Annotated in this window: 18 protein-coding genes; 9 read left to right on the forward strand and 9 right to left on the reverse strand. The window is 61.5% G+C overall.

Annotated elements, in window-relative coordinates:
* Window positions 1-530: 530 nt before the first annotated feature.
* Window positions 531-1,331 (reverse strand): SDR family NAD(P)-dependent oxidoreductase, encoded by an 801-nt coding sequence (locus V7066_RS10675; protein ID WP_334183020.1) that lies wholly within the window; start codon window positions 1,329-1,331, stop codon window positions 531-533.
* Window positions 1,332-1,414: 83 nt separating this feature from the next.
* Here V7066_RS10675 and V7066_RS10680 point away from each other — a divergent pair, with 83 nt between their 5' ends.
* The 3 genes from V7066_RS10680 (at window position 1,415) to V7066_RS10690 (ending at window position 5,291) form a co-directional block, all read left to right on the forward strand.
* Window positions 1,415-2,365, forward strand: coding sequence for a LysR substrate-binding domain-containing protein (locus tag V7066_RS10680; RefSeq protein ID WP_334183021.1), 951 nt, complete (start codon window positions 1,415-1,417; stop codon window positions 2,363-2,365).
* Between the two features lie 66 nt (window positions 2,366-2,431).
* Window positions 2,432-4,354 carry a CocE/NonD family hydrolase gene (locus V7066_RS10685; RefSeq protein WP_334183022.1) on the forward strand — a complete coding sequence of 641 codons (1,923 nt, stop codon included), beginning with the start codon at window positions 2,432-2,434 and terminating at the stop codon, window positions 4,352-4,354.
* The gene (locus tag V7066_RS10690; RefSeq protein ID WP_334183023.1) at window positions 4,311-5,291 is read left to right on the forward strand and encodes an alpha/beta hydrolase; all 981 of its coding nucleotides are present in this window, start codon (window positions 4,311-4,313) and stop codon (window positions 5,289-5,291) included. Before V7066_RS10685 ends, V7066_RS10690 begins: the two co-directional genes overlap by 44 nt.
* Window positions 5,292-5,537: 246 nt before the next feature.
* Here V7066_RS10690 and V7066_RS10695 read toward each other — a convergent pair whose 3' ends face one another.
* Complete coding sequence (locus tag V7066_RS10695) at window positions 5,538-5,912, reverse strand: hypothetical protein (protein ID WP_334183024.1); 375 nt, start codon at window positions 5,910-5,912, stop codon at window positions 5,538-5,540.
* Between V7066_RS10695 and catB the strand changes: the two genes are divergently transcribed.
* The gene (catB, locus tag V7066_RS10700; RefSeq protein ID WP_334183025.1) at window positions 5,911-6,567 is read left to right on the forward strand and encodes a type B chloramphenicol O-acetyltransferase; all 657 of its coding nucleotides are present in this window, start codon (window positions 5,911-5,913) and stop codon (window positions 6,565-6,567) included. The two genes, V7066_RS10695 and catB, sit on opposite strands and share 2 nt — an antisense overlap.
* A 122-nt stretch (window positions 6,568-6,689) precedes the next feature.
* Window positions 6,690-6,848: a hypothetical protein gene (locus V7066_RS10705; protein ID WP_334183026.1), complete on the forward strand. Its 159-nt coding sequence runs from the start codon at window positions 6,690-6,692 to the stop codon at window positions 6,846-6,848.
* Between the two features lie 118 nt (window positions 6,849-6,966).
* Here V7066_RS10705 and V7066_RS10710 read toward each other — a convergent pair whose 3' ends face one another.
* Complete coding sequence (locus V7066_RS10710; RefSeq protein ID WP_334183027.1) at window positions 6,967-8,016, reverse strand: LLM class oxidoreductase; 1,050 nt, start codon at window positions 8,014-8,016, stop codon at window positions 6,967-6,969.
* 28 nt (window positions 8,017-8,044) lie between these two features.
* A complete protein-coding gene (locus tag V7066_RS10715) occupies window positions 8,045-8,680 on the reverse strand; it encodes a glutathione S-transferase family protein (RefSeq protein WP_334183028.1) in 636 nt (211 codons plus the stop codon).
* Window positions 8,681-8,805: 125 nt separating this feature from the next.
* Here V7066_RS10715 and V7066_RS10720 point away from each other — a divergent pair, with 125 nt between their 5' ends.
* The 3 genes from V7066_RS10720 to V7066_RS10730 all read left to right on the forward strand — a co-directional run bounded on the left by V7066_RS10720 (window position 8,806) and on the right by V7066_RS10730 (window position 11,058).
* A complete protein-coding gene (locus V7066_RS10720) occupies window positions 8,806-9,705 on the forward strand; it encodes a LysR substrate-binding domain-containing protein (RefSeq protein ID WP_334183029.1) in 900 nt (299 codons plus the stop codon).
* A gap of 154 nt (window positions 9,706-9,859) precedes the next feature.
* Complete coding sequence (locus V7066_RS10725; RefSeq protein WP_334183030.1) at window positions 9,860-10,495, forward strand: ArsR/SmtB family transcription factor; 636 nt, start codon at window positions 9,860-9,862, stop codon at window positions 10,493-10,495.
* A gap of 68 nt (window positions 10,496-10,563) precedes the next feature.
* A complete protein-coding gene (locus V7066_RS10730; protein WP_334183031.1) occupies window positions 10,564-11,058 on the forward strand; it encodes a hypothetical protein in 495 nt (164 codons plus the stop codon).
* Window positions 11,059-11,661: 603 nt separating this feature from the next.
* On the opposite strand, the gene V7066_RS10735 is transcribed toward V7066_RS10730, so the two are convergent.
* Genes V7066_RS10735 through V7066_RS10750 form a run of 4 tightly spaced genes read right to left on the reverse strand, consistent with a single transcriptional unit; the run spans window position 11,662 to window position 16,077 of the window.
* Window positions 11,662-13,905 (reverse strand): TonB-dependent siderophore receptor, encoded by a 2,244-nt coding sequence (locus V7066_RS10735; protein WP_334183032.1) that lies wholly within the window; start codon window positions 13,903-13,905, stop codon window positions 11,662-11,664.
* Window positions 13,906-13,940: 35 nt separating this feature from the next.
* Complete coding sequence (locus V7066_RS10740) at window positions 13,941-14,219, reverse strand: DUF3325 domain-containing protein (RefSeq protein WP_334183033.1); 279 nt, start codon at window positions 14,217-14,219, stop codon at window positions 13,941-13,943.
* Window positions 14,216-15,808, reverse strand: a complete 1,593-nt coding sequence (locus V7066_RS10745; protein WP_334183034.1) for a PepSY-associated TM helix domain-containing protein — start codon at window positions 15,806-15,808, stop codon at window positions 14,216-14,218. Before V7066_RS10745 ends, V7066_RS10740 begins: the two co-directional genes overlap by 4 nt.
* Complete coding sequence (locus V7066_RS10750; RefSeq protein WP_334183035.1) at window positions 15,805-16,077, reverse strand: hypothetical protein; 273 nt, start codon at window positions 16,075-16,077, stop codon at window positions 15,805-15,807. The genes V7066_RS10745 and V7066_RS10750 overlap by 4 nt, the downstream gene beginning before the upstream one ends.
* 139 nt (window positions 16,078-16,216) lie before the next feature.
* Between V7066_RS10750 and V7066_RS10755 the strand changes: the two genes are divergently transcribed.
* The gene (locus tag V7066_RS10755) at window positions 16,217-17,002 is read left to right on the forward strand and encodes an AraC family transcriptional regulator (RefSeq protein ID WP_334183036.1); all 786 of its coding nucleotides are present in this window, start codon (window positions 16,217-16,219) and stop codon (window positions 17,000-17,002) included.
* Window positions 17,003-17,113: 111 nt separating this feature from the next.
* Here V7066_RS10755 and V7066_RS28785 read toward each other — a convergent pair.
* Window positions 17,114-17,260 (reverse strand): hypothetical protein (locus V7066_RS28785; RefSeq protein ID WP_442947322.1); only part of this gene is annotated, 147 nt, incomplete at its 5' end.

Below are 17,260 nucleotides of genomic sequence, written 5' to 3' on the forward strand. Positions count from 1 at the left end.
CGCGCTCAGCAATTTGCCGGCGCTCCATTGGCCTGGTTTGTCACCGCCGTGCACACGAACTCGCGGCCCGTTGGGCAAAATGGGGCTACAACGTCCGAGTTCGCCGAATCTGTTCCTTCCCGATACGAACGCGAATGGCTGCAAAGTCCCCACACCAAGTCGTTCAGGTTCGTGCCTAACTGGGTTACCCTTAGGGCAGCTATTAAGGAGCCGAGATGAGGTGGTCTACGTCGGCTTTGTCGGCGTGAGCAGGGGAGGGCGCTACCGGCGGGTCGCGATCCTTTGCGGTCGCTCAGCCGAAAGTATTGCATACCCAGGTCGGTCGGTCTGCTTTCCCACTTTGATTGCCTTAGATGGTCGAAACCCGACTTCCTGGCCAAGGAAATCCGATCAGCGATCTAAAGGCAATCCGTTCCCGATAAAGAAATGGCAAATCGAATTTTGCATTCTGGTCGGCCGGGAACGGATTTTGGGGCTGATCCTGCCTCGGAATCGAGACAAACGAAATTGCTCTCGATCGCTCGAAGCTGCTAAAACGCCGACTTCACAGTTCCACCATCGACCCGGATTGTCGCACCATTGACGTAGTCAGCTAACCCACTCGAAAGGTAGACAACTGCCCCGGCGATTTCTTCCGGCCGTCCAAGGCGGCCGACATCATTCGGAACGATGTCGGCCACGCAGCCTCGCTCTATCTCCTCCCAGGTTTCACCCCAACCCTGCTGCGGCGCCATATTCTCTAGGAAGGTCTTCACCGCCGGCACCAGAATGGCTCCGGGCGCGACGACGTTTGAGGTAACGCCCGTGCCCTTCAGCCTGCGTGCCAGCGAAACCGCCAGATTGTGGCGCGCGGCCAGCGAGGCCTGGTAATGCGGGAGCATGGCCGTGGGCTGCTCGGCCAGCCCGCCGCCGATCTGGATCACCCTGCCCCACCCGCGCGAAACCATGACCGGGACGATCCGCTGGATCATGCGGACGCCGGACAGGACATTCACGGCATAGGCCTCGCCCCATTTGTCCGGCGTTGCCGTGTGCCAGTCATGATGATGGTAGGAGCCGGCGTTATTGACAAGGATGTCCACGTCGCCACCGGCAAGCGCCTGGGCGAGCACCCGGTCGGCCCCTTCATTCGTGGCAAGGTCGCCGATTGCCACATCCGCCCGGCCACCCTCTGCCCGAATGGCATCGGCAACGACGCGTGTCCGGACTTCGTCCCGGCCATGGACGACGACGGCTGCGCCTTCCTCGGCGAGCATACGGGCGATCGCTTCGCCAAGGCCGGATGATGCCCCGGTCACGAGGGCACGCCGGGAATCCAGATTCGTCTTCATGGGTAAATGTCCTGCCTCTTGCTGAGGACAGGGAAATGGCCGCAAAAGACTGTCTTGATTAGTCCGCTCAATCAGGATGTATCGTGCGCAATAACGGGATAATCGGTCGGAACAGCCTGGGTGAAATCCAAGCGGCGCTTGAAGTCGCCGGCAGGGGCAGTTTCAGGGCCGCGGCAGAGGCGCTGGGAACTTCGCCCACGGCGCTCAGCAGCACCATACGATCGCTGGAGGACAGGCTCGGCGTCAGACTGTTCAATCGCACCACGCGCAGTGTCGCGCTGACGCCGGCGGGAAAGGCATTCCTGGCGCGGGTTTCTCCTGCTCTGGTGGAGATCGAGCGCGCGGCCGAAGAAGCTCGCAACCAGGCCGCTGAACCATCGGGCGTGCTGCGGATCAACAGTTCGGTGACGGGTGCCTATCAGATTCTTTCGTCGATCCTGGGACCGTTCCTGAAGCGATATCCAAAAGTCACCATCGAACTGACGACGGAAACGCGCCTCATCGATATCGTGAACGGGCAATGCGATGCGGGGATAAGGATCGCGGATTCGGTGCCTGCCGACATGGTTTCCGTGCCCTTGCCCTTCGGCCTCGATTTCTGTGTGGTAGCGGCGCCGGATTACCTGGCCATGCACCCCGCGCTCACGCACCCGGCGGAGCTGATGCACCACCCTTGTCTCCGGGCCATGTTGCCCGGCGGGGGAATCTATCGCTGGGAGTTCGAGCGCGGAGAAGAAGCCATGGCTCTCGATGTGCCCGGAACGCTGGTGCTGGACGATCAACTGCTGCTTCTCGAAGGCGCCCGCAGGGGGCTGGGCATAGCCTATCTGGCCCGTTCGGTGTGCGAAGAGTCGCTGGCCTCCGGTCGCCTGCGCAGCGTGCTGGCGGACTGGATGCCACGCACACCGCCCCTCTCCCTCTACTATCCCCATAATCGCAACACTTCCTCGGCCTTGCTGGCTCTGGTCGATGCGGTGCGCAGCATGGCCCGGGCGCTGGATGCGGAGGCAGCTACAGCTTCTAACAGAGCATAACGGGCGTTTTTGCCCGTCCTTTGCCAAATCGGCAGGCCACGGCCACCACAGAAGCAAAGGCAATCCATGCGCAGGCCCTATAAAGCCAATATCCGGCGCCTTCCCGGGGTCGCTGCAGCCCTTTTGGTCGCGGCGAACGGGCTGCCGGCCATCGCGGAGGGGCAAGCGTCGCCCTCTGACATTCCCGCGGCCTTCGTTCCGCCTGCGATTGAACGCGACTATCAGCGCCGCACTTACGAGATTCCGATGCGCGACGGCGTCCGGCTGCACACGGTCGTCATCGTCCCGAAAGGACTGACGTCGGCACCGATGCTGCTCGACCGCACACCTTATGGTGCCGATGCGATGACTACGCAGCAGGACGGCCCCAAACTCGGTGACATCCTGTTTCCCAGCTATGCCGACCTTGCGCGGCACGGCTACATCATGGTGGCGCAGGACGTGCGCGGCAAGTTCGCATCCGGAGGCGACTATGTGGTCAACCGGCCCTTGCGCGGCCCGTTGAACCCGACGCGGACCGACCATTCGACCGATGCCTGGGATACGATCGACTGGCTGGTCCGGCACATTCGCGAAAGCAACGGAAGGGTCGCCACGATCGGCGGCAGTTACGACGGCTTCACCGCGCTGATGAGCCTTGTCGATCCGCATCCGGCACTCAAGGCTTCGGTGCCGATGAACCCGATGGTCGATACCTGGAAAGGCGACGACTGGTTCCACAACGGCGCCTTTCGTCAGGAGATGCTGAGCTATATTTACAATCAGACCGCGGACAAGCACTCGGCGGTGCGCTGGCCCGTCACCGCGCGGGACGACTACGAGACGTTTCTGCACTACGGCTCAGCGGGGGCCTTGGCCGGCGCCATGGGTATGGACCAACTGGCATTCTGGAACCGACTTGCGGCGCACCCGGAATACGATGCCTATTGGCAGGATCAGGCGCTCGATCGCATTCTGGCACGCAAGCCGCTGACGGTACCGACCATGCTCGTGGACGGCTTATGGGATCAGGAGGACAATTACGGCGCACCCGCCGTCTATCAGGCCGTAAAAGCCGATGCCCGTGAAGTGCATCTGGTGCTGGGGCCGTGGTATCACGGACAGGAGAACGGCTCGGGATCGCGGCTTGGCCCGCTCGACTGGGGGCAGCGCACCGCCGAATGGTTTCGCGCGCATGTCCTGATCCCTTTCCTCGACGAACATCTCAAGGACGGTGCGCCCCAAGCCGGTATCGCGCGGGTCATTGCCTTCGCCAGCGGAGATAACCGATGGGAAAACCTGCCGGACTGGCCCGCAGCGGGAGGCGGTTCGCTTCCGCTTTACCTCGATACCGGCGGCAGGCTGTCCATCGGCGGGCAGGGCGTATCGCCGGGCTACGACGAATACGTCAGCGATCCGGCCAAGCCGGTACCCTATCGCCCGCAGCCGGACCTTTCCGTCTACGGCCCGGACTCGAGCTGGGATACCTGGCTGGTGGACGACCAGCGCTTCGCTGCATCGCGAGGCGATGTCCTGACCTATACATCGCCCGTGCTCACGGCGCCGCAGCATGTCGCCGGGCAGCCGGTCGCCCATATCTATGCCTCGACTACCGCCAGCGATGCGGACTGGGTGGTCAAGCTGATCGACGTCTATCCGGACACCGTGCCCGAGCAGCCCGCCATGGGCGGCTACCAGTTGCCGATCTCCATGAACATCCTGCGCGGACGTTATCGCAAGGACCCTGGGCATCCCGAACCGATCACTCCCGGCCGGGTCGAGCGCTACGATATCGTCCTGCCCGACGCAGACCACGTTTTCCTGCCCGGGCACCGGATTATGGTGCAGATCCAGTCGAGCTGGTTCCCGCTCTACGACCGCAATCCGCAAAGCTACGTCGCCAATGTGTTCCGCGCCGCGCCCGCAGATTACGTGAAGGCATCGCAGCGCGTGTTTCACGCATCCGATGCGAGAAGCGAGGTTCTGCTGCCGCTCGCTGCGGGTTCCTGATGTCGCTCCATCCCTCCCTTTGAAAGATCATCCTCCCATGAAACAGGACATTGCATTCACGAGCGCCGGCATGACGATTGCGGCGTGTCTTTACACCCCAGACCGTCCGAACGGGCGCGCGCTCATCGTCGGGCATCCCGGTAGCTCCACGAAGGAACAATCGCCCGCGCTCTATGCCGACAAGCTGTGCGAGCAGGGCTTTCATGTGCTGACGTTCGATGCTGCCCATCAGGGCGCGAGCGGGGGAGAGCCACGCGGACTGGAAAACCCTGCCCAGCGTGTGGAGGATTTCAAGGCCGCCTTGTCATGGCTACGGACCCGGCCTGATCTGGCTCCGGAGCGGATCGGCGCTCTCGGCATTTGCGCGTCGGGCGGATATGTCATTCAGGCTGCAGCCGGGGATCGGCGCATTGGCGCGGTGGCGACAGTTGCGGCAGTAGACGTTGGCCGACAGATTCGCGTGGGCGCCGACGGACACCAAGATCCTGCCATTCTCGACGCATTGCTCGGCAGCGCCGCGCAGGGCCGTTCCGAGGCAGCGGTGCACGGCGAGATCGGCGCTTTCCCGATCTTCCCTGCCGACGAAGCTGCCGCGCGCGCCGGCGGGGAACATGTCTTCGAAGGCTGGCACTATTACTGCACGCCGCGCGGCGACCACCCGCGCGCGGCCAAGGCGCTCACCTGGGACAGTATCGACAGGATGGCGACATTCGACGCCTTCCGCTTCATCGGCATGATCGCGCCGCGTCCGCTGCTTATGATAACCGCAGAAAAGGCTGTGACGGCGTGGATGACGCACGAAGCCTTCGATCAGGCGAGGGAGCCTAAGCGCCTTCATATGATCGAAGGCGCTACGCACGTTGATCTCTACGACCAGAAGCGCCCGGTGGAAGAGGCGGCTTCCGTGATCTCGGACTTCTTTATACGATGGCTCTAGCTGGCCAAGCGGAGTGATGACGTAACTTTAGGTCGCCACATCTCCACCTTTCGATGATGGCAGTCCGATAAGCCGCCCGGTAGGTTCCCCCGATCCCAGGTGCATGGGATCGAGCAGCGATCAGTCCGTTCGCGACCGACAATTACCGGCTGAGCGTCTCGGATGGGCGGTAGCCGCTCTTTCTGCCATGGACCCTTTGTGGTCGCTCAGACGTCATATCCCGGTGCCCAGGTGCGGACTGTCTGGTTACGGCAGCTGGCGATCCAACTTAAGACGTTCCGAGCCGGCCTTCTGAGTGTCCACTTCTGCCAAAACTTGGCAGATGTCGGCGCTGCAAGATTTTGCCCCGAAACCTGCCTGACCGGAGGCGCCGACGTCACCGTCGATGGATCCTAAGTTCGCGTATCTTGAAAGCAGCCGTAGTGGATTGGCATCAATGCCCGATTGGGTCATTATCGACCGATGAAGTCCGCAGACCGAACCACCAGCATCGCGCTTCTTCGTCCCTGACGTTGGAAGCTGGGGCGGCGATACTTCGTATCGCTCGCTGGCCTTCACCCGAGAGTACTCGGGTTGAACCATCGCCGCATGCGCGGCTTGCAAACAATCGGTCTTCATCATGGATAATATCTTCGAGAGCCCCTTCAAGGGCATCACGCTCGATCGCCTCGTAACCAACCCGAACATTCAGGTTGGACGCTATAGCTACTATTCCGGCTATTATCACGGCCACGGCTTCGATGAATGCGCCCGCTTTCTCCTGTCGGACGATGGCGTCGACAAACTCGTAATCGGCTCCTTCTGCTCTATCGGTTCGGGAGCGGCCTTCGTCATGGCTGGCAATCAGGGGCATCGGAATGACTGGATCAGCACCTTCCCCTTCTATTGGATGTCGGAGGTCGCCGCCTTTGCAGGCGCGCGAAACGGTTTTGAAGCCGCCGGGGATACGGTAGTTGGCAACGATGTCTGGATCGGGACGGAGGCCATCATCATGCCTGGTGTCACAATCGGGGACGGGGCGGTAATCGGCACACGCGCGCTGGTAACGCGGGACGTCGAGCCCTACGCCATTGTAGGCGGCAACCCCGCCAGGACGATCCGCAAGCGGTTCGACGAGGCCGACATTGCGCGGCTTCTAGAACTTCGTTGGTGGGACTGGAGCGACAACGAATTGAGAGCGGCCATGACGATGCTCACTAGCGGCGACATCTTGGCCCTCTATCGTCACTGGCAGACGTCCAACAAGCCGTTGGCATGGCCAAAGCGTTTTACGTAAGCTTCTGTCCGTCCCGTCGGCGGCTCCAGAAAGGCCGGTTCCAGGTTAAAATTGTGAAAAGCTGCTATTTGACCGGTTCTGGGGGAACCAGCCCTTCGGGACCGTTGGCTGGAACGGCAGTTATGTTCCACGACGCGGTGTTCGGCTTCCGGCAGCATGCGACCAACTCGCGTCGTTCATCCGCGCCGCTGGAAAAGTCGGCTTGCGTCGGAATCGGCCCCATCGAGGGTTCGATAGCGGTCGGACGGTTAGGCGTCTTCAACAACGTCTGGTTCTGGTGAACGGTATCGTACGCGCCAACGGCACGAACGGCGGGTTAAGCCGCCTGACAGCTTGCCTGTAGCCGATGTTGAACAGCCGCCGTCCCCGTCGCGCGGACCGTGACGGCTCCCGAACCGATTACCAATTCATTCTGAGCGGTATAGGGCCATCATGTGAGGGGAAGAGAGGGAGAACCTCTTCCGCCAATTCCTGTATGATTTCCGTTGCGGGGCGGTCGGAATACTGAATACCCAGCGCGGCATGATTGACGCCGGCCTCACGCCACTCGCCAAGCAGGTCGATCAGCCCGTTGCGCCCGGTCCTGAGCACATGCCCGCCTTGCAACGGTGTCCGCGGAAATGCCGGATCATCAACCAGATCTATCCACTCATTGGTCACATGCGGTCGAAAACCACCATCATCGATACGGGCGCGCCATGCACTGATGTTTCTGCCGAGTTGTTGCGGGCCTGTTGATACATGGGTCTGATGCGGATAAGTCAGCCAACCGTCCGCATACCGGGCCACCCAATCCGGTGTCTGCCGACTACTTCCCGTGACGATCAACGGGATGCGTCCGATCGCGGCCTTCGGGATGAGACTTGTGCCCTGCAGCCGTCCCGGCCTTCCGTTGATCTTGGCGCTGCCCTCGGCGACGAGCCGGCGAAACCAGTCCACGGCGTTGCTGAAGCGTTGGCTCCGCGTATTTCTATCTATGCCATGGGCAGGAAATTCGACCGGACGGTCCCCCGAGGCGATACCAAGAACAAGACGTCCTCCGGACAGGTGGTCGATGGTCGTTGCCATCTTGGCCAGGTCGATGGGGTGGCGCAGCGAGAAGATCGCACTCCCTGTCGCAAGAGCCAGCCGCTGCGTTCGGGCGGCCAGATAGGCAAGATAAGTGAAGGGATCGAATACCTGCCCCGCATCCCCAAACCCGGGATCGAACAACGGGACGTCCCGCACCCAGGCGGCGGCAAACCCGCGCCTGTCGATGTCGGCAACAAGATCGGACTGCCCCTCCAGCACCCGCATGTCGCCGCGGTACAAGCGCAGCGGAAGGAAAATCCCGATCGTAAGCTGGTCTTGAGCAAACATCCGGCAGTAACCCGGATGCCGGGCAAAAGCTTCGGCGGACCGTCCACCCGTCAACGGGTCGTGCGTCGCGGTTTCCATGGTCACAGTCATGAATGAAGTTCCTTTATGCCTGTTGTGCTCACGGCCCAGTGGCGGGCACGGGTAGCGAAATGCCTCGCTGAACCGCTGGACGCGCTGTGACCTGCTCGTGCCAGCGATGAAGATGCCGGTGATGTGCGAAGTCAAACCCGCACAGATCCGCGATATGCGTCCATCCGAAGGTCGCGATGTCGGCGATGGAATAGTCTTCGCCGGCGAGCCATGCATGCCGGGACAATTGTGCATCCAACACGGCAAAAGCGCTTTCGGTCAATTCTTGATAACGGCTGATCGCTGCAGGAATCCGGTCCTGCGCGAACAACTCGAAGTGGACGCGCTGCCCCAGCAGCGGACCCATGCTCGACGCATGGAACTGGAGCCACTTAATCGCCTTCCAGCGCGTGGATGGTCGCTGGGACAATAGCCTTCCGGTCTTCTCGGCGAGATAGAGCAGTATGGCGGCGGACTCGAACAGCGTGAGGTTCGCCTCATGATCCACGATGACCGGAATGCGGCCATGGGGATTGAGTGCCAGAAAGACCGGCTGCCGGTGCTCACCGTCCTCGATGCGCACATGATGCAGGCGATAGGGCATCGCCAGTTCCTCTAAGGCTATAGTGACCTTGAAGCCGTTCGGAGACGCGTCGGTATAGAGGTCGATCGACCCGGTCTGCATGCATTATCTCGCTATCAGGAAGGAGGTGGGCTAAGCGGATCAACGCCGCTGTGAGGCTGGATATCGCCTTTCTTCGTCGCTACTAAACGACGATTTCTGCCCTTTGAGTTTAGTCAGGCTAAATCATGAATCCCGTTCTGCCGCTTCTTGCTCTGAGAGCTTTCGCTGAAGCGGGTCGCCATCGCAGCATCAAGCACGCCGCCGAGGCGTTGGGCGTGACCTCGGGGGCGGTCAGCCAGCAAATCCGGCAGTTGGAGGATCGTCTTGGAGTGACATTGTTCACCCGTACGCGCCATGGCGTACAGTTGACCGAAGCCGGATCGAAAGTTCATCCCGCGATGGTCATGGCGTTCGATCAGATCGCAGGTGGTCTCGGGGAACTGGAGGCCATAAATGCCCGTCCGACATTGACGATCAGCACCGTCCCGTCCTTTGCCGCGTCCTGGCTGGTGCCCCGTCTGGGGCGCTTCACTCAGCGATGCCCCGATCTCGAGGTTCGGATCGAAGCTTCGGACACGCTTGTCGATTTACAGAAGATGCGCGTGGATATCGCCATTCGGCATGGCCTCGGAGATTATCCGGGCCTGGTTTCCGATTATTTGATGGCGCCAGTTCTGTTGCCGGTCGCAGCTCCGGCAGTATTGCGGGCAGGGCCGTTGATCCGCGAGCCGGCCGATTGCTTGGCCTATCCCCTACTCCAGGATTCGGATCGAGCCGACTGGCCGCTATGGCTCCGGGCAACGGGGTGCCCCGACGATCCGCGCGCAGAGCGCGGTCCGGCTTTCGACGACGACCTACTGCTAATCCGGGCTGCAATCGCCGGTCAGGGCATCGCGCTGGTCCGCGACATATATGCGAACGAGGAAATCGCAACCGGACGCCTAGCGCTCGTGTTGGACCGGCCGTGGCCGACCGATTTTGCTTATTATGCCGCAACATTGCCGATCGCACGAAAGCGAGGGTCAGTTATGAATTTTATTAGCTGGATGAAGGAAGAGTCTTCGAGCGGCAGCAAGGTCGAATGACAAGGCACCAGGCGACCCAACTCAAGACAATTAGGGTCGCTCGTGCGACGGCAGCTTCTGCCCGAACCCGCCTTTCGAACTCTTTGACCGATGAAAATTGCCGCACACCACGCATAGCTTTGCCATCTTGGCGCTGCGCAGATAGGTGATTGTGATGACACCCCAATCATCTGGTCCTTGGGATTTTTCCGGCGACGTTGCGAAAGCGCTCGCTAATCCCCATCGTCTTGAGTTGCTCAGCCAGCTGAGCGCTGCCCAGGTGCGCTCGGTCGAAGCGCTTGCCGAGCTCGCCGGTCTGTCCATTGCCAATGCATCCCAGCATCTTCAGGTGCTGCGGCGGACCGGCCTCGTTCAGGTGCAACGTGACGGCAAACACATGCTCTATAGCCTCGGCGATGGCCCCGTGCCGACGCTTCTTCAGGCCTTGCGCAACTATTGCGACTACCAAATGAGGGCGGCCGCCCAGCTGGCGCGCGACAGCCTCTCGCAGCCTGCGGAGCTCGACTCGGTTAACTGGGACGAGCTGTCCGAGCTTATCGAACGCCAGTCTATCGTCCTGCTCGATGTGCGTCCCGCCGACGAGTTTGCAGAGGATCATCTGCCCGGCGCGATCAATATCCCGCTGACGGAGCTGGGGAGCCGCACGTCAGAGCTTAGGTGTGACATCGAGATCGTCGCTTACTGCCGCGGGCCATTCTGTGTCTTGTCCGAACAGGCTGGTGTGCTGCTCCAACGCGAAGGCTTCAAAGTCCGGACGTTCGCTGCAGGGATAACCGCCTCAAAAGCCTGACCATCACAGGTCAATCATCATTCAAGCAATGCATTGAATGTTTGAATGGCGGGTGATAAGGTATCCTGATGGAAAAGGCCAACGGTCAATCGATCCTCGATATCGCCGCCTCTGACCGAGCCGCATCGCTCGGCGTAGCGAGCTTGAGGCTCGCGTGCGACAGTGGCCACTATCGCGGGGAATCCGGAATGACCGACTATACCGGCTTGTGGCAGTGCGTGATCATCGCGATCGCAGCCTCGAGCATTTCGATCACCATCACGCTGACAGAGATTTTTCGTCCGCTCAGGGAGTTGATAAACAAGGCCGGTCATATGATCGGATATCTCTTCCATTGCTTCTACTGCATGAGCCACTGGGCCGTGTTTGTGGGCATAGTGATCTATCGTCCCGTCTTGATCTCCAGCGGCATGAGGTGGGTAGATCTCATCGTGTCGGCATTCGTGACGATCACCCTGTCCACGCTTGTGAGCGGCATCATTTTCTCAGCCTTCAATATGGCGATGTCCTACAAGATGAAGGAACGGGAATTGACGAAGTTAATGAGCGGCGACGACAAATAATCGAGAAACCCGCCATTCCCCGGTTGGCCTCGCAAGGACCGTTTTGTCCCATCCTAGGCCTTTGATTTGGGCTCACGCCGCTGAGCCAACGGCGGCTTTCCTTGGCTGGCCGCCAATAAGCCGACAGACCGGAAAGTCCCACGCCCGGTTGTTCAGGTTCGCTAGCAACTCGGTGAACCGATGGCAGCTGTCAGGAAGCTGAGAAGGGGAGGTCTACGGCCGCTTTGTCGGCGTGAGCAGGGGAGGGCGCTACCGGCGGGTCGCGACCCATTATTGCCGTTCAAACGATAAATTCCGATGCCGAGGTACGGACGGTCCGGTTCCGGCAGGTCGCGACCAAGTTACGACGTTCCTATCTAAAGGATGTATGGCACGCCTTGATGGAAGCTGACGCTTGCAAGGCAACGCAAACCGTTGAACTATCAAAGCTATGGTAAGTAATGCCACTGCTCAAGAACTAGGTAAATCAAGGGCCTTGGAGGCATCGACTGATGAAGATCGTCTGCTCGTTCCCATGGAGCGTGTCCAATCTCAGAATCGCCAATATAGAGTAACTCCAATCATGCCCCAGCAGCAGGTACATTCTGCTGCTGGGGCGCCGGTTCACATCTTCCAGCGCAGGTTGGCGAGGACGCGGCGCGGCTGGCCGTAATAGCCGCCATTGAAGAAGCCGACATTCCGATAATAATGCTTGTCCAGCACATTTGTCAGGTTGAGTCCGGCACTCAAATGATCGTTGAGGTTGAACCGGGCCAGCAGGTCCACCAGCGCATAACCCTTCTGGCTGACGGCGCCAGTCTGCGTGATCGGCAGGCCGGCGGTCGTGAAATTACCGGTCGGGATCGGCATGAAGCGATAGATGCGGCTTTGCCATGACAGGCCGCCGCCCAATACGAATTGACCGAGGCGATAGGTGCTGTTGAACTTTACCAGATGCAGCGGGGTTTCGGGCGAGAAGCGGTCGCCATTGGCCGACTTGCTGCGCGAATAGGTATAGCCACCGGTCACGTTCCAGCCCGGCGTGATCGATCCCGATACCTCGAACTCGCCGCCCCAGGTCTTGACCCCCGACACCGACCGATAGGCCTGACCTCCGCTGGGCAGCGGCAGTCCGTCGCTGTTTGGGTCCAGCTCGGCAACATTGCTCTGGACCATATGATAGCCGTTGACCGACACATAGAGGCGCTTGTCGAAAAACTCGCCCTTCAGGCCTGCTTCGTAATTGCCGCCGGTCAGCGGCGCGAGCTGCTGGTCGTTGACGTCGTGCTGGGACTGGGGCGTGAAGACCTCGGCATAGCTGGCGAAGGCGGAAATCTCCTTCGACAGGTCGACGATCAGGCCGATATAGGGGGTCACGCGCTTTTCGCTGTTGATGCCGGTCGTCGTCGTATGGACGCCGGCCGTGTTGTAGTTATCGGTCGCCGTTTCATAGCTGGTGTAGCGCGCGCCCAGGATCAATTTGATGAAATCGCTGGGGTTGAGGCGGATCGAGCCGTAGAAGCCGGTCTGCTTGCCCTGTTCGATGCTGCGCGGAATGCCCGTGTTATTGGTGGTGGGACGCGGAATATCGCCATTCCATGTAAAGATGCTTGGAAAACTGCCCGCCGCGTTGGAATAGCCCCGCGCCGTGATGGATGCGCCGATGGTGCGGAATTCCCGGTCGTAATGGTTGACGCCCAGCACCACGTCATGGTCGCGGCCGAACAAGCGAAGCGGACCGGTTGCATAGCCGTCGAGCGATTTTTCACGGGTCTCGCCGACGGTGTAGGTGTCCGACACATTGAGGCCGAGGCCTGTAGTGGCGTCGGCAAACCGGGTGGTGGTGCCGCTGGTGCTGCTCGATCCTGCGAACAGCAGGCTTTCGGTATCCGTCCAGCGTTGATTGTAGGCTGCTCGGGCGACCCAGCGGCCGATTTCCTGCTCCAGTACGCCGAACGCGTTGATATTGTCGCGCTCCCAACGGTTCCAGCGCGCCGCGCCGCTGTACGAACGGGGCAGATCGGTGCGGGTGCCGTTGCTGAAGAAGAGGGGGACGCCGCTCCATGCGCCGCCCTTTGAATCGGTGCGCAGATAATCGCCACCGAACCGCAAGCGGGTCGTGTTGGTGATGTCGGCCTCGATCACACCATAGATGCTGGGCGATGTGTCATGCTGGAAGCGGACGAAATTCTGCTTGTCGGTATAGGCGCCCACGACGCGCGCGCGGATGCGCCCGCTGGCGATCAGCGGGCCGCCGACATCGGCCTCGGCGCGATAATAGTCCCACGATCCGGCGCTCAGGCTGACATTGGCCTGCAAGGTGTCGGTCGGCCGTTTGCGGACCAGATTGACCGTTGCCGATGGATCGCCGGTGCCGGTAACGAGGCCCGTTGCGCCGCGCACAACCTCGATGCGTTCGAATACCGATGTGTCGCTCATGACGCTGTTGCCGCTGGCGCCGACATTGAAGTTGGACGGCACGCCGTCGAGCTGAAAATTGGTGATCGAGAAGCCACGCGCCTGAAAGCGCGTACGGTTGCTGTCATAGGATTGGACAGTGACGCCCGGCGTCTGCTCCATCACTTCGGCAATGGTGATGAGGTTGAAGTCCTCGATCCGCTGGCGGGTGAAGACGGTGATCGATTGCGGCGTCTCGCGCAGGGTCAGGGGCAATTTGGTGGCGGTGTTGGTGGCCTTGACCTGATAGCCCTCTGTCCGTCCGTTGACCAATATGGCGTCGGCATAGCTTTCCGGCTGATCGTCGGCGGGCTCGCCGGTCTGGGCCAGCGCGGGACTTGCGCAGACCAGCGCCAGCGCCGTCATGCAGGCGCGCGCGGAGACGGCCCCGAAGGCAATATCGTGTGTCATTATTTCCCCTGTCGTCAATTGGAATGGATGAAGGATCAGCGGCGCGGACGCCGGTGGACATAGGTGCGGAGGATCAGCAGCATGGCGGCAGCCAGCGTGAGCAGGCCCCACCATCCCACGCTGCCTTGCGCGACACCCCATCCGACCATGGACACTGCAAGACTGGCGGCGAGGGTGACCCCAGCCCCGATTCGCAGGCGCGCCCGGTCGCGGGCGCTGGGGTTGCGACCCAGCGCCCAGCCATGATGTTTGGCGCTGGTAAGCCCCAGGAAGGCCAGGCCGGTAAGGGCGAAAAGGAAGGCAAGAAGGATCATTGGACAGGCACGGCGATGCCGTCCTCCGTCAAGGCGGCCCGGGATCGCTCGCGGCGGCGCTTCACGGCGGGTACATGACGCGCCACCTTGCGCGCTAACAGGCCGAAGACGACTGCCAGCAGGATAAAGCTGCTTTCCACACCCGCCATGGCGCTATCGCCACGCAGCAGGCTCGAGACTAGCCCAGTCCGGGTCGCGACCATGTCGAACAGCGCCAATCCCGCCAGCAGCAGGGCACCCGATGCGAACAATATTGTCCATCCCTGCCGGGGAGGACGAACCAGCCCCACCACCATGCACCCAGCCCATAGCAGGAACATCGCCAGGATTTCGCGGTCGGCCCGGCCCTTCATGGCGGGTTCGATCAGCCGGTTGGCCCACAGGAATCCGGTCAACGCCACGGGCAATCCGGCGATGAAGCCGACATTGAGGCGCTCGATCAGGCGGATGCCGATATGCGCCTGCGCCGGATCGGCCAGTTTCTCACGCCGCTTGACCGTCCACAGCACCAACCCTGTGGCCACCATCACCGTCCCGGCGAGGCTGCACAGAAAATAGAGCCAGCGCATCGCCATGGGTGCAAAGCGCCCCGCGTGCAGGCCGATCATCGCGTCGCGGGTCACGGCTCCCCCGCTTTGCGCCGCTGGGCCCGTGCGCAACTTGCCCGTCACGCCATCGAAGGCGATCGCCTGCCCGCCATCGACGATCCGATCCGACAGGCGGCGCGAGATCTGTACGCGCGCGGCGCCATCCCCCGGTTCGGTGATACGGATGATCGCGACATGGCCTCCGACCCAGCGCCTTTCCGCCTGCGCCACCATCGCCTTCAGGTCCGCCAACGGCGCGGCCTCGTCCGATCGCCGGACGACTTGCGCGGCCGGCAGCAGATCCTTGTAGAAGGCGTCCCGGCTCGGATAATTGGCGGCCACGCCCCAGGGCATGTACAGCGTCATCAGCGTGATCAGACCGGTATAGGTGATCATCAGGTGGAAGGGCAGCGCAAGAACCGCCGTTGCATTATGCCCGTCCAGCCAGTTGCGCTGCCCAGAACCGGGGCGGAAGGTGAAAAAGTCCTTGAAAATCTTCTTGTGCGTGATGACCCCGGAAACGATCGCCACCAGCATCATCATCGCGCAAAAACCGACGAACCAACGCGCCCACAGCACCGGCACATAATGGAGGTCGAAATGCAGCCGGTAGAAGAAATCCCCGCCACGCGTATCCGGCACGGAAACGGGCATGCCGTGCCCGTCCAGCCACTGTTCATTGCCCGCGCCGCGGCGGCGCCGACCGGGCTTTTCCCCCTTCTTGGGTTGCGGCTGCCAGCTCAGCAGCGTACCCGCGCCCCGCTCGCCGGGCAGTTCGATGGTCCAGCTTTTGGCGCCCGGCGCCTTGCGATCGAGAAAGGCCTGCGCGCGGTCCAGCACGAGCCCCCGATCCATGTCCGGCCCCAGCATCGGACGAGTCCATCGGCTGATCTCATCACGCCAGAAGCTGACCGTGCCCGCCAGAAAGATGGTATAAAGCGCCCATCCGACCAGCAGGCCGGACCATGTGTGCAAGATAGCCTGTGTCTGCCGCAGGGTCACAGCGACGCCCCCTTCAGCAACGCAAGGCCGACCAGCGCCGCCAGCGCACCGAAGCCGCACACACGGCCTACCGACCGCGCGGCGAACACCCAGACCGCGAGGAGCGCGTAGAGCGGGAAGGCCAGCATCGTCGCGCTCAATGTGGCATCGAGCGGCGTGATCGGCAGCAAGCGCGCGATCGCCGCGCACCACAGCGCGACCAGCCCATAACCGCCGATGACCGCCAACATGCCTCTTATGGCGATTTCCCTGCCCGACCAGCGCTTCATCGTAAATCTATTGACCTGATTGCTGTGAGGGCCGCGCCTTAATGTATCATGAGAAGCATTCGCAACAACGGGATGGCGTTTTGGCCCGACTGGACGTACTTTGGCCCAATCGAACAGCCGCCCCGCTAAAAAGGTCATGATGAACGCCCAGAACCTAGCCGACCGCTCCTTGCCGCCGGTGGAGATCAGCAGCGCAAATATCGGCGCGGACAGAGCGATTCACGCTTTCGCCGGGCGCCAGTCCGCAGGCTATTATGACCCGCCCCACCAGCACGATCGGGGGCAATTTTCTTACCGAACGGAAGGATTTGCCACAGTGAAGGTAGAGGGGCGGAGCATCCTGCTTTCGCCCGGCCGGGGCGTTTGGATCCCCGCCGGGGTCGTCCATGCGGTGACCTGTCGCGGCCCTGCCGCCTACAATGCCTTCTATGTCGATGGCGCAGCGCACCCCCAGCCCGCCGAGGTCCGCGTCATTGCGGTCTCGCCCTTGCTCCATGCGCTGGTCGAGGACGCCATGCTGGAACAGCCAGGTGCCAACGGCGAGCGGCAGACGTTCGTCACTGGCCTCATCCTCGACGAACTTGCCCGCTCGCCGGATGTTGCCGCCATGGCGCCGGTGATGCCGCGCTCGGCAGGGCTGCGGCAGATTTGTGACCAGTTGTCGCACGATCCGGCAAGACCGCTTGACCTCAACGCCTGGGCCGCGACCGCCGGGATGAGCCGCCGAACCTTCACACGTACATTTCGCGAGGAAACCGGCTTGTCCCCGGGCGAATGGCACCAGCAACTGCGGATGCATTTTGCGGAGACCTGGATGGCGCAGGGCGTCCCCTTGCCCAAAATCGCGCTTCGCTTGGGTTATAGCAGCACGGCCAGCTTCTCGCGGGTTTACTGTAGGATATTCGGGACTTTACCGGCGGTATGATGCCGTCCCAAGCGGCGTGATATTATATGCAACATTCAGCCCCCCACCATCCTGCTGATCGGGCCGGATAAGACGGGACAAGGGGCGGCCCATAAGCCGCCCCTTTTTCGCTCAATACTTGAAACCGAAGCTCAGGAAGAAGCTGCGGCCCGGTTCCGGGAAGCCATCGGCGAGCACGTAATAATCGTCGAACAGATTGCGTACGCCAGCACTCACCTCGATGCCCTCGCGCAGCGCATAGTTCACCGTGAGATTGGC

This window comes from Novosphingobium sp. (assembly GCF_036820275.1).
In the GTDB taxonomy this organism is placed as follows: domain Bacteria; phylum Pseudomonadota; class Alphaproteobacteria; order Sphingomonadales; family Sphingomonadaceae; genus Novosphingobium.